The organism is Candidatus Obscuribacterales bacterium, from assembly GCA_019744775.1.
Classification (GTDB): domain Bacteria; phylum Cyanobacteriota; class Vampirovibrionia; order Obscuribacterales; family Obscuribacteraceae; genus SBAT01.
The window spans coordinates 291769-306430 of sequence record JAIETZ010000002.1 but is presented as its reverse complement, the minus strand read 5'-3'; the positions used below and the strand labels follow the sequence as shown (position 1 = coordinate 306430).

Below are 14662 nucleotides of genomic sequence, written 5' to 3'. Positions count from 1 at the left end.
ATGTCCGACGGCTTTGATGAACGCATGCGCCAATGGTTGAAGCAACTATTTGGTGACACAAATGAAAAAAGAGTTAAGGTTCTCAAAGACTACGTCGTCAGAGCTAACCAGTTTGAGCCCCAGATGGAAGCTTTGAGTGACGAGGCATTAAGAGGCAAAACAGCTGAATTCCGCCAAAAAATAGACAATGCGTTATCAGGTGTTGAGGACTATGCCTTGATGCCGGCTGACGCGCCTAAAATGCCGGGGCAATTTCGTAACCAAAAAGACAAGGTTCTGGCTGAGGTTCTGGAAGACCTCTTGCCGGAAGCTTTTGCAACCGTTCGTGAAGCAGGTAAGAGAACTCTCAAAATGCGCCATTTCGATGTGCAGCTTTTGGGTGGCGCTGCTTTGCACTTCAACAAGATTTCTGAAATGCGTACAGGTGAAGGTAAGACATTGGTGGCAACCTTGCCTGCTTACCTCAATGCTTTGGCTGGTCGTGGTGTCCATGTTGTAACGGTAAATGACTACCTGGCTCGCCGTGACGCTGAGTGGATGGGACAGATTTACAAGTTCTTGGGACTTTCTGTGGGACTTATCTATTCGCATCAACCGGATCATGAGAAGTACCAAGCTTATAGAACCGATATTGCTTACGGTACTAACCATGAATTCGGCTTTGACTATTTGCGCGACAACATGCGCACGTCTTTGGATCAATTGGTGCAGCGTCCTTACTACTATGCCATTGTCGACGAAGTGGACAATATTCTCATCGACGAAGCAAGAACCCCTCTAATAATTTCCGGATTTCCAACCGAGTCCTTCGTTGAACTCTATAAGCGTATGGCGCAATTGGCTCCGCATCTTGAGCGCGGTAAGGACAAGGATGACGAGGAATGCGATTACTGGGCTGATGAAAAGACAAAGAGCGTGCTTCTAACCGAACGCGGCATTATGAATGCAGAGAAGATGCTCGGTGTAAGCGACCTCTATGACGTAAAATACAATTTTGCCCACCACTTGTCACAATCGTTGCGCGCTAAAGAGCTCTACAAGCTTGATACCGATTATGTAATTCGCCCGAATGAGAAAGGGCAATTGGAAATCGTCATCGTTGATGAGTTCACCGGTCGTATGATGGTCGGCAGGCGCTGGGGAGATGGTTTGCACCAAGCCATTGAAGCTAAGGAAAACGTTCCTATTCAGGAAGAGACGTTGACCTATGCTTCTATTACCTATCAGAATTTGTTCCGCCTATATCCAAAACTTTCCGGTATGACAGGTACCGCTATGACGGAAGCTGCCGAATTTAACAAGATCTATAACCTGGATGTTGTTTCAATTCCAACCAATAGAGAAAACATCCGCAAGGATTCGGCTGACGTTATCTACAAAACTGAAGCGCAGAAATTTTATTCTGTGGTTGAAGAAATTGTTGAAATGCACGAGCAAGGAAGACCTACTCTTGTTGGTACAACCTCAATTGAAAAATCAGAAATTGTTGATGAGCTATTGTCCAAGCCGCAGAAAATGGGCGAATACCTGATTCGCAAAATAACCAAGCTGATGGAGTTCATCAAGAAGCACAAATTGGAAGGGGCTTCTATTGAAGCGGCTAAGAAGCATTTTGAGCGCCCGGGACTTATTGATCCGGAGAAGTTTGAAGAAGTCTGCAAGCAAATTGAGAAGGAATACCCCAAGCAAGAAGAGCTGATTGAACGCTTTTATTCAGTAGCTAAGACAGCTCGCGTAATTGCCGTTATTCGCCGCGGCATCTCACACCATGTGCTGAATGCTAAGCATCACGAAAAAGAAGCGATGATTGTGGCGCAAGCAGGCAGAAAAGGTGCTGTCACGGTTGCTACCAACATGGCTGGTCGTGGTACCGACATATTGCTTGGTGGAAATTCCGAATTCCTAGCTAAGGAAAAACTTGCTAAAGAAGGACTTGCCCAAGATGACCCGCAATGGGAAGCACGCTTTAAGGAACTCCACGAGCGCATTAAGGGTGAAACCGATGCCGAGCATGATGAGGTCGTCAAATTGGGCGGCTTGCACATCATTGGTACCGAGCGCCACGAATCTCGTCGTATCGATAACCAGTTAAGAGGTCGTGCCGGCCGTCAAGGCGACCCCGGTACAACGCGCTTCTTCCTCTCCCTTGAAGATAATTTGATGCGCATCTTCGGCGGCGACAAGATTGCCGGATTGATGGATCTCATTCAAGTCGATGAGGAAATGCCGATTGAATCCGGCATGGTCACACGTTCTATCGAAGGCGCGCAAAAGAAAGTGGAAGCGCATCACTTTGATGCACGTAAACACGTTTTGCAGTACGACGATGTTTTAAACACGCAACGTGAAGTCATCTATCGCGAACGTAGACGTATCCTTGAGCGTGCTCAATTGAAAGAGGCAATTTTGGATATGCTCGATGAGCACATCGATATTGCTCTGGGAACATTTATTGATCCTGAGTCACCACCTGAAATGTGGGAAGAAGCAGGTCTTCCCGAAGTGATGAATGTTCTGGCAACCGATATTCCCATGCTGAGTGATCTTCGTCTGGAAGAATTGTCCGGACTTTCATACGATGAGTTGCGTAGCAAACTTATCGAGTCGGCGCGTCTTGCCTATGACGTGCGTGAACAACATATTGGCGTAGAAACCATGCGCGAATTGGAAAGACAAGTGCTCTTGCGCACGATTGACAGCAAGTGGGTTGACTACTTGCACAACATCGACATCTTGCGTGATGGCATCGGCTTGCGTGGCTATGGTCAGCGTGATCCGTTGCAGGAATACAAGCGCGAAGCCTTTGATATGTTCAACCAGCTTCTCCGCTCCATTCAACAAGAATCCATTCAGTTGGTCTTCAGAGCGCAACCGGTAATGGTTGACCTGGACGAATTGAATGAAATCATTGACGAGGACCTGTTGGCTGATACGGGGCAGGAAGTCGATTTAAGTGCAACGGATCCAAAACCACCGGTAGCCACCTAATGCGTCTTTTATCTTTTGACACGAGCGCTGATCTTCGCTTATGCCTGATGGAGAATTCCCAGGTAGTTGAGACTAAGGCAGAAGCAAGTGCTGAAAGTCGTCAGGCTATTGCCAGCAGTCTTCTGCCGGCCATTGATAGTGCTTTGAAAAATGCCGGCTGGCAGAAAAATAGCATTGATGTCTTGGTGGTGGGCATTGGTCCCGGCAGTTTTACAGGCATTCGCTCAGGCATAGTGACAGCTCGCACAATTGGACAAGCATTGAATCTGCCTGTTGTCGGTGTGAGCAAATTAGATTGCCTGAGCAGAGTTCTTGAGCCGGAGTTGCCGGCGGCTGTTGTGCTTAAGGCCGGCACCAATAGAGGTATCATGCATTACTTTGTGGCAGGCTATGGTACATCGGACAAAGGCGTCATTACCGAAGTTGAGCCTTGTTATTTGCCGGCAGAAAGACTAAGCGCAGTTCTTGGTGAGTTCAATGACTGGTTCGGCGAAAGTGATTGCCGTTCATTGATTGAAGAAATGGACGGTCAATTTGTGCAATTGCCCCAGATTGAAAATATTGCCATAATCCAGGCGCAAATAGCACAAGATAAGTTATCTTTAGGTGGACTTGGCGACTTGTCCGGCGGTCTTTCAGCTGAAAAAAGAGCTGAGATGGCTAAAGAGTTTCCGTTCGCTAAGGTTGCGCCTCTTTATCTACGCGGTCCCTCCATTACGCTTAAAACAGCTAAGTAGGTAAGTCGTGGAAATACAGATAAGGCAATTGACACTACTGGACCTTGACCAAGTAATGGCTATTGAGCCGGTTGCCTTCGGCAATCACCACTGGTCGTACCAATCTTTTGTCAATGAATTGAACAATATGTCGGGACAGTACTTTGCGGCATGGAATACGGACACAAATCAACTTATTGGTTATTCAGGGTTTTGGCTCATTGGTGAGGAAGCACACATCACTACGCTTGCCGTTCATCCGGATTTTAGACGCCAATCGGTTGGTGAAAGACTGCTTATACACGATATTCGCGCAGCTCAAAAGCTCGGTGCGCGCTGGATAACCTTAGAAGTCAGAGTGTCCAATCAATGGGCGCAAAATCTCTACTTCAAATATGGATTTAAAAACCTGGGACAAAGACGCAGTTACTATCAAGATAATGGCGAAGATGCGCTTGTGCTCTGGACTGAAAATATAGAAAACCCTTCTTATCAAAAACTGGTTGATGAAAAGGAAAAAGAACTTCTCGATAAAGAGAGAAAATTCAATATGTCGTCCGGTGAAGGGGGCTTGCCATGCCGCTGACACTAGTTGGTAAATCGCAGAACATGCGCCGCAAATCGAGAATCGGACAATTGGTCGTTGTCTTAATCGGTACGCAGCTTTTGTTCCTAGCGACATTTCTTGGCTTGAATTTGCCGACTGCGACAGAAGGCAATTTAATTCGCTATGTCCGCCAGGCTTCCGAAAATCTGGTGGCGAGACTGCCGGGACAAATCGGCAGCGAACTTAAGCACAATGTGCCGGAATTAGCTTACGGCTCAGAGCCAATTCGCATGAGCATTTATGTTCCGGAAGCCCCTGTTGCAATTTTTGTCGGCTATGTATTAGGACCTCTGCTTGCCCCTATATCGGCAATTGTCTTTTTGGTAATTGGTTTTCTAGGACCGCACTTGGGCATTTTCGCCTTCTCGTCAGGTGGTGGTATCGAGTATTTTAAACAGCCAGGCTTCGGTTATCTTCTGGGAATGGTTGTTGCTTGCTGGGTGACAGGACGCCTGACGGTGCAGAATAGAACCAGTAAAAGACAATGTCTGGCTGTAGTTTGCGGACTTTTGTCGGTGCATTTATTCGGCATCGGCTACATGCTTATAGCTGCCTTGATTTCCTCTTTTGGTGCTCAACCGGGGGATGCCGGCGCGCAATTTTTCTGGCAGCCATGGATCTTCGAAGAAGTGCGTAATTTGACCTGGTATGTTTTGCCCTATGACATACTTTTATCCGTTGTGGCAATTGGATTGGGTTTTCCATTCCGATGGCTGGTTGCAACACTTATTGCTCCCGATATTGCTTCTAAGCAGAAAGCGGGCGAAAAATTCAAGGATTTACTCTAGTGTCGAAATCGGAAAATGAAAAGAAGAATTTCCCCTGGAAGCTTTTAGGACTTCTGACAGGAGCTGCCGTTGGTGCCGGTGTCGGCACTTATCTTTATGCAAGCTATGTCGAAGCCAGGCGCTATCAATTAGAAAAGGTAAGGGTGGCAATCAACGGTGGAGCGCAACGTCGCTTTTTGAGACCTTTGAAAATTTTGCACATCTCTGATCTGCACCTGTGTCATCCTGAATCTCACAAAATAGAGTTTCTAAAAAGAGTTACTGACGACGAGTACGATCTCGTCATTTTGACTGGTGACATTTTTGAAAACGAAACGGGTGTTCCTTACGTGAGAGACTTGTTATCGCGAGAACCACGTTTGGGCGCGTATGCCGTATTGGGCAATCACGATTATTATGACTACAATCTCTGGCACAAAACATTCGGACGCATCGTGCGCAAGTTTAGACATCCTGCCGAAAAGCGTGATGTTAAACCACTTGTGAAAGCGCTGGAATCAGGCGGCTTTAAAGTATTGCAAAATGCCACCGTTAGTTTTCCGGATGAAGGGCTGCATCTTATCGGTGTCGACTACCCTGGTGTGTCTCAACAACATTTGCTGGACATGTCGGCTAAAGCTCATCCCGAGCATCTTTTGATGGCTCTTTTCCATGTCCCGCAAAATTTGGATTCATATGCAAAAGCAGGTGTCCATCTGGCTTTTGGCGGGCATACTCATGGTGGACAAATCCGCATCCCCGGTTATGGTGCAATAATCACCGATTCAGAATTGCCGGGAAGAGAAGCCTCCGGACTTTTCTATCGAGGCGACACAGCCTTTCATATATCGCGTGGCGTAGGTGCTGATCCGCGCACCAATTTCAGACTCTTTTGCCCGCCACATGCCACAGTTCTGGAAGTTATTTGCAACGGTTAGGGAAGTATCGCCTGAATACGGCGGTGCAGGGTAGCTAAGGGATTGCGCTCTAGCGAGATGCGATATTCGGCGCCGTCCAAATATAGTTGTCCTTTAAGGGCTTCGTCTTTTAGTTTGCCCTGAAAAACACAGTTTGCTGCCTGAAATCCTTGACCTGGTTGTTGAAATTTCAGAGCTATTTGCCCGTCGGGTTTTATTTGCCCTTCAACTATCGGCACCGGCTGTTCGCGACCATATGTCAGATCGCCTACGATATTGGCCGGTTTTCTTGTCATGGCAATTGTCACTTGTCCAAGCTCGGAGCTTTGTCCAATGTATTCACCGCTGGCATCGCTGGATAGCCAGTAATAAGCTAGACCGCCGCAGGCAAGTGTGACGACCAAAAGTAATAACTGACTAAGTGCCGCCAGTGGATTTGATTCTTTCTTATCCGGCTCGAGATTTGCTCGTCGTAATGATTGGCTCATGGTATTAGATCCGGTGTCAAATGATAGAGGTAACGTATTGTGGCGGCATCATTGGTTGATAGAACACCTCGACCATAATACCCGCTCATCAAGTCATTTGAATTAGTTGAGTGACCGTCAATTCCAAGTGCATGACCGAACTCGTGACCGGCAGATGCTTTCATTTTGTTAAACGGCATAGGCACACCTGTGGTATCAAGAGTTCTCAGAATAACAACCACCGGTTTGAAATTGGCATGCCCGCCGGCCATTATTTGCTTCAAGGGAAAACAGCGTTTTGCCGTATAGCCGCGGATGTCGCCGGCAAAAAGACCAAGGCCTAGCTTGTCGACAAAATGATTGATGAAAAATACGTGTATATCAGCATCAGTTGGGTCGTTTGTTATTTGATAGGAAAAAAGTCCTTCTTTTTCAAAGGGTTTCCACATGTTGATGCCTTGTAAAGCTGCCTGATAGTGCTCTGGAACAAATCCCTCGGCTGTAGGCAATTGAGCTACTCTTTGCGGATCTTCCAATATCCAGGCAACTACATCTGGCCAGTTATCGAGATTGTTCACATTTACATAGGGTGCGGCAAGTTCCGGATCAATAAAACCGTCTATTGCTTTGCCGTTGGAAACATAGACTTTCAATGGCATTTGATCTTTGATCCAGCGAATGCTGCCCATGCGATTTTTGAATTCCGGATAGACAACTCCACCGCCATATTGAACGGCTTGTCCTCGCGAGGGTGCCGGCTGTGTGGCGTAAGAACGAAACTGTGCTTGCGCTGCATTGTTCAAAGAAAATAGACCTGCCACCGTCGACAGTGTTAGCGTTAGTAGAGTAGTCTGCCGGAACAAATTTGAGCCTCTTCCCATCTTGTCAATTACTTGTTGGTTGAGTTGCCTTGAAGCACCTTCATCCAACATAGCATCACTGCGCAGATATAAAGGAAATATTAAATGTTCGACTTACCAGTACTTAACCAGTGTACAAAGAAGGTCGGACGCCCGTTATCGCAGAAACTCCAGTAGAGGAGCACGAGGGATCGAGCTCGTTGGGGCAGCACCAACACTGCGGACACTTAAATTGAAGTAGAAATTAAGCCCTTAGGATGCGAATTCTAAGGACTTATTTTATGTAGTTGTGGAGAATTGGGAGAGTTATAAGATCAGGTCACTAAGTGGCTGAATATCGTCGTCTGGAGCGGTTGTCGGGTGGTTGCCAAGCTGAGTGTGAGATTAGCCAAAAGCACCCTTCTCTGGATGCTTCTGCTGCTTGCTGCAGTGGAAATATTTGCTCAGGGCTTAGTTCCTCTAGCCGACATAGCCCACGAAAAGCAGCGCCCCAATCAGCTAACGCAAGAAGCGCTTGCCTACAAAGCCGACTGTTTGCGCCGCCTGCCGAATGCTCCTGATGTCTTAGTGCTTGGCTCATCTTTGCCGATGGCCGCCATTCGCTATTGTGATAACCAGTGGCAGCCGCAAACAGAGGCCGATAATGATGCTCTCAAACATCATCTCAGTACCTTTCAAGCTTATTGCCGCGGAGTCTATCTAGAAAAACAGCTGAGCGATCTCATTAATCACAAAGTATCCGTTTTCAATTTCACCAGTGCCGCTTGCATGCCATCGGATGCCTCTTTGATTTTTTCCAAAGTACTTGAACTGAAGAAGAAACCAAAGCTAATGGTGATTGGTTTTGGTCCGCGCGACTTCATGGATAATCTGGTGCCGGAGATTGGGCGCACGCCTGCCTTCAACGCGCTGGCTGACTGGCCGTCATTATCAGGAAATCTACCAAACAGTTTTTCCACTGATACCATACGCGAACTTATGCTTGAATCATCGTCCAATTGCTATCGCAAGCGTGCAGATTGGTCGTTGTATTTCTCTGAACTGACAAAGGACTTGATTAGACCGACAGTTGCTGCCAATTCAAAAGCCGAGACTAATACAAGTGGAGGCATTCCGGTTGCAGTGGTAAAAGATGCCAATGAACACATATGTCCGACGAAAGCCAGATACGAAGCCTGGCACATCGAAGACTACAAGCGTCGCTATAATCCGCCCAATCACTTGCGCTATGAGCAGGAATTGGAAAGACTAGGGCATTTGCTGGAAGCAGCCAGGCAAAAGGATATTGCAGTAGTTGTTGTAAATATGCCTATCACTGAGACAAATAGAGAACTAATTCCCACGACATTATTCAAGCGCTATCAGTCAGACCTGGCGTTTTATGCTGAGAAATACGGCGCCACCTATGTTGATCTTTCCAACAAGAGCCTCTTTGTTGCCGATGACTTTCTAGACACAGTGCACGTCAATCCTGTCGGCGGCAAAAAGGTTTTAGATGAACTAGTGCTTGAACTTTCCAAGTCATCAAAGATTGCTGAAGTTCTCGATGCAAATAGTGTAAAGTCAATTGGACAGAGAAAAGCAAAGGAAAAAGCCTTATGACAAAGGGCGGTCAAAATACTCGAGCAGTGGTCTTAGCGGCCGGACTTGGTAAGCGCATGAAGTCGGAGCTTCCCAAGGTGCTGCACCAGGTATTGGGCAAGACCATTTTGGCAAGAGTGTTGTCTGCTCTTGATGGACTAAATCTGGAACACATTCATATCGTCGTCGGGCATAAAGCGGATGACGTACAAGCCTATTTGGAAAGCAATCCACCAAAAACCCCTTGGTCAACTCATTTGCAAAAGCCGCAGTTGGGCACAGGTCATGCACTATCAATGGTGGCACCGGCGTTGGCTACATTCAACGGCACCGTGCTTGTTGCTTGTGGCGACACACCACTTCTTACAAGCAAGACATTAGGCAACTTATTAGCTGCGCACAAAGACGATAAAGCTGTCGTTAGTTTGCTTACAACAGTTGTGCCCGATGCTAAAAGTTATGGACGCATTGTCAGGGATGGACAAGGGCGCATTCAAAAAATTGTCGAAGACAAAGATGCAAGCGAAGAGCAAAAACAGATTAAGGAAATAAATCCGGCAATTTATTGCTTCCAGTGGCCGGAAATAAAACCAGGGCTAACAGGGCTGAAAAACGACAACAAACAAGGCGAGTATTACCTGACTGATCTAATCGGCTGGGCCGTTTCGGAAAAATTAAAGATGGCGTCAGCCATTGCTTCCGATTGGAAGGAAGTAGGCGGAATCAACTCACGCATTGAGTTGCAGGAAGCGGGCTCGCTTTTGCGCGACAGAGTACTCAACGAGCTTTCTCTAGAACACGGTGTGACAATTGTTGATCCTGACTCTACATGGATATCACCTGAAGTAAAAATTGGATCGGATACAACAATATTGCCTGGGTGTTTCCTCGAAGGTGACATTCAAATTGGAAACAATTGCAGTGTCGGACCACACACAACAATGAATGGTATCGTAAAAGTTGGCGACAACACAGCCGTCATTCAATCTCTAATTACGGATTCGGAAATTGGATCTGATTGCCGAGTTGGTCCATTTGCCCATATCCGATTTAACAGCTCCGTTGGTGATATGTCCCGCATTGGTAATTTTGTCGAATTGAAAAAGACAAATGTGGGCAAGAAAACAAATGTCTCGCACTTGAGTTATGTGGGGGATGCTGAAATTGGTCACAATGCCAATATCGGTGCCGGCACAATTACCGCTAACTATGACCATATTTCCAAAACGAAAAACCGTACTGTTATTAAAGACGGTGCTTCAACCGGCAGCAATTCGGTGATTGTTGCTCCAGCGACTATCGGCAAAGATGCCGTAGTGGCAGCCGGTACTGTGGTTACCAAAGACGTACCTGATGAATGCCTTGCTGTTGGCCGCGCTCGACAAGAAAATAGAGCCGACTGGGTTGCCTTTAAGAAGCGCAAAGCTGCGCAAGTCTAACTAAGTAATTACTTTTCCAGATCGGGCAAGCTTTCCGGTGCGCTTTCAGCTTCCGAAAGGTAATTGAGCCTGCGACGTTCCGCTTCGGCAAAATTCGTTGATTCAACGGTAATGAATTTAACCAGTTGTAGAGGAACTAAATGCTTTGCGTAATCTCTGTTGCCTGGCCTGTCGGCGTCGCCATAACACTCGAGTTCAATATAGTCTTGTCCGACCCGTAGCACGCGACCTGTAAGGGATGTGCCGTCGGCAAAGTGCAACTTGGTCCAAGCCCGCGTATCGCAAAGTCCTTCGAGTCGCATCTTCAGGTGCATGGCTCAACTCCTTATCTCTTGGCTTCATTATATATGCAATTCGAGCGTTTTCGCATACGGGTTTATATGGGACGGCAATAGTCTGCTTGACTTGTGTGATCTTTTTATGATCGAGAGGCCGATAATTACGGCATGGAGCGGCTTTCAAGCGAAAGTCAATACTTGTTCTTTTGCCTGTATTTACTACACTTTGAGTGTTAGGTGTGGTTATTTGGCTAGAATCGGGGATAGGATGCAAGGGGATAACGGCGCTACCGGGCAACTGCCGGTTAGCTTAATGAAGCGCATTGAAGAGCTACAGGGTCGCGAAACAAGTTACATCGAAGATGAGCTTTACTCTCAAGAAGCTCTAACGAATTTAAAATACCGGTCTGAACTCGAGAAGATGTTCCGTCAGGATCCATTAGGACCATTGCCGGCAAGACAGATCTAAGAATCTTGTTCTAACTGTTCTAATCAGACTGCAAATATTGCTTGATGCCGTTTAGAAGGCCATGGGCTGCTTTGTCTTGAATTTCAGGACGGCTGAGCTGCGAGAACTCATCGGGGTTTATCATGAAGCCGACTTCGACGAGTACGGCAGGCATTTGACTGGGACGACAAAGTGCCAGGTTTTGGTAAAAGACACCGCGGTCTGGAAACGATAGTTTCTTAAGGGCATTGTCTTTCAATACGCGAGCAAGCTCTTGCGATTGTGGGTGATAGTAATAGGACGATGTGCCATGTTCTGCAATGGGATCACGTCCATCCGGCAGAGCATTGTTGTGAATAGACAGAAGTAGATCGCATTTGTTGTTGATGGCAATTGCTACGCGCTCTTGCAATGACGGACCGTCTGTTTCAGTTGGTCTTGTTGTAATTACTTTGGCGCCGGCTTCTTGCAGCAACGGTATTAGCTTGGATGCAATGGCGAAGTTTATTTCGCCTTCTTTGACGCCATTGGGACCGATCGAACCTGATTCGTTGCCACCATGCCCGGGATCAATGCAAATTGTTAGTCCGTTTAAGTTGGGACCGATTTTGGGAGCGGATTTTATGTGGAGAACAAGGTTATTATCTTCGTAAGAGACCCAGAATCCCCATTGGCGTTTTTGTCTTAGATTCACTGTGAGTTCGTAGAGCTTGTCTGTTCTTTGGCTCCAAGTGACTCGGTCAATTAGGTCATCGACTGTCGAGCCGGGAGTTGGAATAATCCAATCAGTGTCTGCTGTGGCGCCAAATATTTTCAGTGTCAGTTTGTTTGGTGTAAGTGACTGCTCAATTTGATATGGCAAACGTTGAGTAAGCGGTACCACTACTCGCGCATCTGGTGAACTCATTGGTTCATTGCTTATATTTACTGTACGTACTACAGAATAAGGCGGCATGCTGCTTTCTTCGAATTCCAGATCATCTGAAGCGATGAAAACATGTTTGCCGGGCGAGAGCAGGCAACGCATGTTTTTGCCTTGCCAGCCATCCACGAGCAATCGTACCCCTTGAGCTAAAGGCGTTGAGCGAGCAAGGCTTGGGCCAAAGCGAACGATAGTGTCGTCATGCAATGTATGAGCCAATCGTGGTTGATCAACAACGGTTATTTTGTTTTCGCTTGTGTCTTCTATGTGTGCGTTGCCTTTTGCCAAAACAATACGCGGTCGGAGATCGTGAAAGTGGTCCTCGGCTTGTATGCGATAGAAACTTGTATAGAGATCCCTGACATTGGCGCTGTGGTTCTGGTAAGCAACCCCATAGGACGTATTCTGTCCATTATTTATATTGGGATTGGGCGCGTTTAGTTTAATTGCGCGATTGGCTAGATGGGCGGTAACCTGCGACTTTGGTGTTGCCCGCACGGATAACTCAACCATATCGCCTGCTGAGACGCCCAGGCTTTCTGCTGGTTTGATACTTTGCCTGTCTATTTTTAAGGGGCTTTCCGGCAATGCTTTTGCCGGTGATTTACGTAATACCGTTAAACTGACTTTCCCCGAATTGTCTGCACGGGAAAAAACAAATTTATTGACTCCATAAGCAAGTGGTACAACGTGAGCAAAATAACCGTCCGCGTTTAAGTGAACGGGCGAGCCATTGACGGTTAAGCCTGTTTTTGACTTGCAGGTGCCAATGAGAAAAGTTGACGGTGCGTCTATTTCTGCTGTGCCTCTGGGGTAGGCGACGATAATACCGTTTTCGTTCAATACTCTATCTTCAGGGCTTTCTACAGCAGCGGGTTTTTGTGCCTGCGCTAGAGTTTGCACGGCACTTGTTCGTACGCAGGCGGTGGAGACAAGCGAAAGTGTAATGGCCAACCATAGTGCACGTTTCATTTGCTCACCTCTTCGTTTAGCGTCCAGTTAAATAGTCCCAGGTAACTGGTCTTCGTGTGAAAGTCGTCGAAATCAACGCGCTTTTGCTTGGGAAGCAGATTATTTACATAGACAAACGGCGTTGGGTTAAAGAGAGCCTCGTTCCATTTGAAGAATTGAGAGAGGAAAAATGTCCCGCTTCGTTCGCGGTAGATTACATTGTCTGGTCTGCTGATAAATTCATTAGTTGATTCCGCCATGTCTGCTTCCATCGTCTCTTTGGCAATTGCATGGCTTAAAAGTTTTGGATAGCCCAAGGCCCCACCACAAGTAAGGAAAATGCTTCTTGGATCTCGCAAATCTATAAGCGGGTAAATCTTAATCGTGCGAATGTCATCTGTGGCAATACTTTGACCGCCAATGACGAATTTGCGCAGGCTCAAGTCTCGTATAAGCGAGCTGCGTTCTTTAAGTGGGTAATGACTAGTAACATTTTTGAGAATCAGCAAATTGTAGGTATTGATCCAAAAGGCAAGCTTTTGATTGTTATCAGCAAAATGCTCGGGACTTACGCCGGCCAATTCATCAACCGCTTTGTTTATTTCAGCAGACTCAGATAAGCCTTTGTAGTTGACCAATCCATCATGAACGTATTTGTTGAGAATTTGATTGTAAGTAGCAAATTGATACTCAGATGGATAATCCACCCGAGTAAATGCTGCCTTCAAGTAAGTACTGAAGTTGGTGACCACCTGCGTGAGGATAAAGAGGAAGCCAATGATAATGACCGTCAGAGGCAATATTTGCTTTTTCCAGTTTCTCTTTGTGTTTAACACGCAGTTTTTGAGTTTCGCTTGGTGATTGCCTTATTGTATCCACCGCAATCATAAGCGACAATGAATGAATGTCGCAAAACCAGGGACCTGTAAAGATACTGCAGATTTCCGATACCCATCTCTTTGCCGATGATACGGGCCGATTGATGGGCATTAACACCGGCTGGACATTCGAGACGGTATTAAGTACCGTTTTGGACAGCGGTAGACGGCATGATGCCGTTCTTGTCACCGGTGACTTATCGCAAGACGAAAGCGTAGAGTCCTACTTGCGCTTGTCGCAAGGCTTGCAGAAGTTGCAGGCGAAGGCTTATTGCCTGCCGGGCAATCACGATCAAGGTGATGGTTTAAAGGTGGCTTCCGAGAAGACAGCCGGCTTTTCCTTGGAGCGATCGTTCATTGTTGGTAATTGGCAAATCGTGCTTTTGAACACTGCTGAACCTAAACGCGTCGCCGGACACTTGCGCAAAGAAGAATTGGACTGGCTTGACAATTGCCTAATTAAATATCCAAATCATCATGCGTTAATTGCTATGCACCATCAGCCTATGCCTGTTGGTTCGACCTGGATGGATGGCATCGCTCTTGATAATCCCGACGACTTTTTTGCTGTCGTGGATAAACACAGTCAAGTCAGAGGAATTACTTACGGTCATGTGCATCAGGAATTTGTGGGTCAGCGCAATTCCGTAAAGCTTATGTCCTCACCTTCGACATGCGTGCAATTCAAGCCACAGTGCTCATCATTTACAGTGGATTCGGCAATGCCCGGGTACAGATGGCTTCGTCTCAATGATGATGGCGTCATTGAGACAGGCGTTGAGCGTATCAGTAGCCAAGATATCGGCTTAGACAAGAATTCTCACGGCTACTAGCTGGTTGAGC

General features: G+C 46.7%; 14 protein-coding genes. 9 read left to right on the top strand and 5 right to left on the bottom strand.

The genetic code is table 11. The features are described 5' to 3' along the window. The 5 genes from K2Y22_04780 to K2Y22_04760 are packed head-to-tail and all read left to right on the top strand — an operon-like array spanning window position 1 to window position 6016. Window positions 1-2988: a preprotein translocase subunit SecA gene (locus K2Y22_04780; protein MBX9877752.1), complete on the top strand. Its 2988-nt coding sequence runs from the start codon at window positions 1-3 to the stop codon at window positions 2986-2988. Next, window positions 2988-3725, top strand: coding sequence for a tRNA (adenosine(37)-N6)-threonylcarbamoyltransferase complex dimerization subunit type 1 TsaB (tsaB, locus tag K2Y22_04775; protein ID MBX9877751.1), 738 nt, complete (start codon window positions 2988-2990; stop codon window positions 3723-3725). Before K2Y22_04780 ends, tsaB begins: the two co-directional genes overlap by 1 nt. A 7-nt stretch (window positions 3726-3732) precedes the next feature. Next, entirely contained in the window at window positions 3733-4290 is a 558-nt protein-coding gene (rimI, locus tag K2Y22_04770; protein MBX9877750.1) for a ribosomal protein S18-alanine N-acetyltransferase, read from the top strand. Then, on the top strand, window positions 4281-5099 hold the full coding sequence (locus K2Y22_04765; GenBank protein ID MBX9877749.1) for a biotin transporter BioY: 819 nt from the start codon (window positions 4281-4283) through the stop codon (window positions 5097-5099). Before rimI ends, K2Y22_04765 begins: the two co-directional genes overlap by 10 nt. Continuing rightward, entirely contained in the window at window positions 5099-6016 is a 918-nt protein-coding gene (locus K2Y22_04760; GenBank protein ID MBX9877748.1) for a metallophosphoesterase, read from the top strand. Before K2Y22_04765 ends, K2Y22_04760 begins: the two co-directional genes overlap by 1 nt. On the opposite strand, the gene K2Y22_04755 is transcribed toward K2Y22_04760, so the two are convergent. Further along, entirely contained in the window at window positions 6013-6483 is a 471-nt protein-coding gene (locus K2Y22_04755) for a hypothetical protein (protein MBX9877747.1), read from the bottom strand. The genes K2Y22_04760 and K2Y22_04755 overlap by 4 nt on opposite strands. Continuing rightward, window positions 6480-7394: a matrixin family metalloprotease gene (locus tag K2Y22_04750; protein ID MBX9877746.1), complete on the bottom strand. Its 915-nt coding sequence runs from the start codon at window positions 7392-7394 to the stop codon at window positions 6480-6482. Before K2Y22_04750 ends, K2Y22_04755 begins: the two co-directional genes overlap by 4 nt. A 306-nt stretch (window positions 7395-7700) precedes the next feature. On the opposite strand from K2Y22_04750, the gene K2Y22_04745 reads away from it, so the two are divergent. Continuing rightward, window positions 7701-8924, top strand: a complete 1224-nt coding sequence (locus K2Y22_04745) for a hypothetical protein (protein MBX9877745.1) — start codon at window positions 7701-7703, stop codon at window positions 8922-8924. Continuing rightward, window positions 8921-10342: a bifunctional UDP-N-acetylglucosamine diphosphorylase/glucosamine-1-phosphate N-acetyltransferase GlmU gene (gene glmU, locus K2Y22_04740; GenBank protein ID MBX9877744.1), complete on the top strand. Its 1422-nt coding sequence runs from the start codon at window positions 8921-8923 to the stop codon at window positions 10340-10342. The genes K2Y22_04745 and glmU overlap by 4 nt, the downstream gene beginning before the upstream one ends. Window positions 10343-10350: 8 nt before the next feature. Here glmU and K2Y22_04735 read toward each other — a convergent pair whose 3' ends face one another. Continuing rightward, on the bottom strand, window positions 10351-10656 hold the full coding sequence (locus tag K2Y22_04735) for a hypothetical protein (protein ID MBX9877743.1): 306 nt from the start codon (window positions 10654-10656) through the stop codon (window positions 10351-10353). 232 nt (window positions 10657-10888) lie between these two features. Between K2Y22_04735 and K2Y22_04730 the strand changes: the two genes are divergently transcribed. Next, complete coding sequence (locus K2Y22_04730; GenBank protein ID MBX9877742.1) at window positions 10889-11089, top strand: hypothetical protein; 201 nt, start codon at window positions 10889-10891, stop codon at window positions 11087-11089. Window positions 11090-11108: 19 nt separating this feature from the next. Here the strand turns inward: K2Y22_04730 and K2Y22_04725 are convergent, their stop codons facing one another. Continuing rightward, the gene (locus K2Y22_04725; GenBank protein ID MBX9877741.1) at window positions 11109-12962 is read right to left on the bottom strand and encodes an N-acetylmuramoyl-L-alanine amidase; all 1854 of its coding nucleotides are present in this window, start codon (window positions 12960-12962) and stop codon (window positions 11109-11111) included. Beyond that, complete coding sequence (locus K2Y22_04720) at window positions 12959-13777, bottom strand: DUF547 domain-containing protein (protein ID MBX9877740.1); 819 nt, start codon at window positions 13775-13777, stop codon at window positions 12959-12961. The genes K2Y22_04725 and K2Y22_04720 overlap by 4 nt, the downstream gene beginning before the upstream one ends. Before the next feature lie 68 nt (window positions 13778-13845). Between K2Y22_04720 and cpdA the strand changes: the two genes are divergently transcribed. Then, entirely contained in the window at window positions 13846-14652 is an 807-nt protein-coding gene (gene cpdA, locus K2Y22_04715; GenBank protein MBX9877739.1) for a 3',5'-cyclic-AMP phosphodiesterase, read from the top strand. The last annotated feature ends 10 nt before the right edge of the window (window positions 14653-14662 follow it).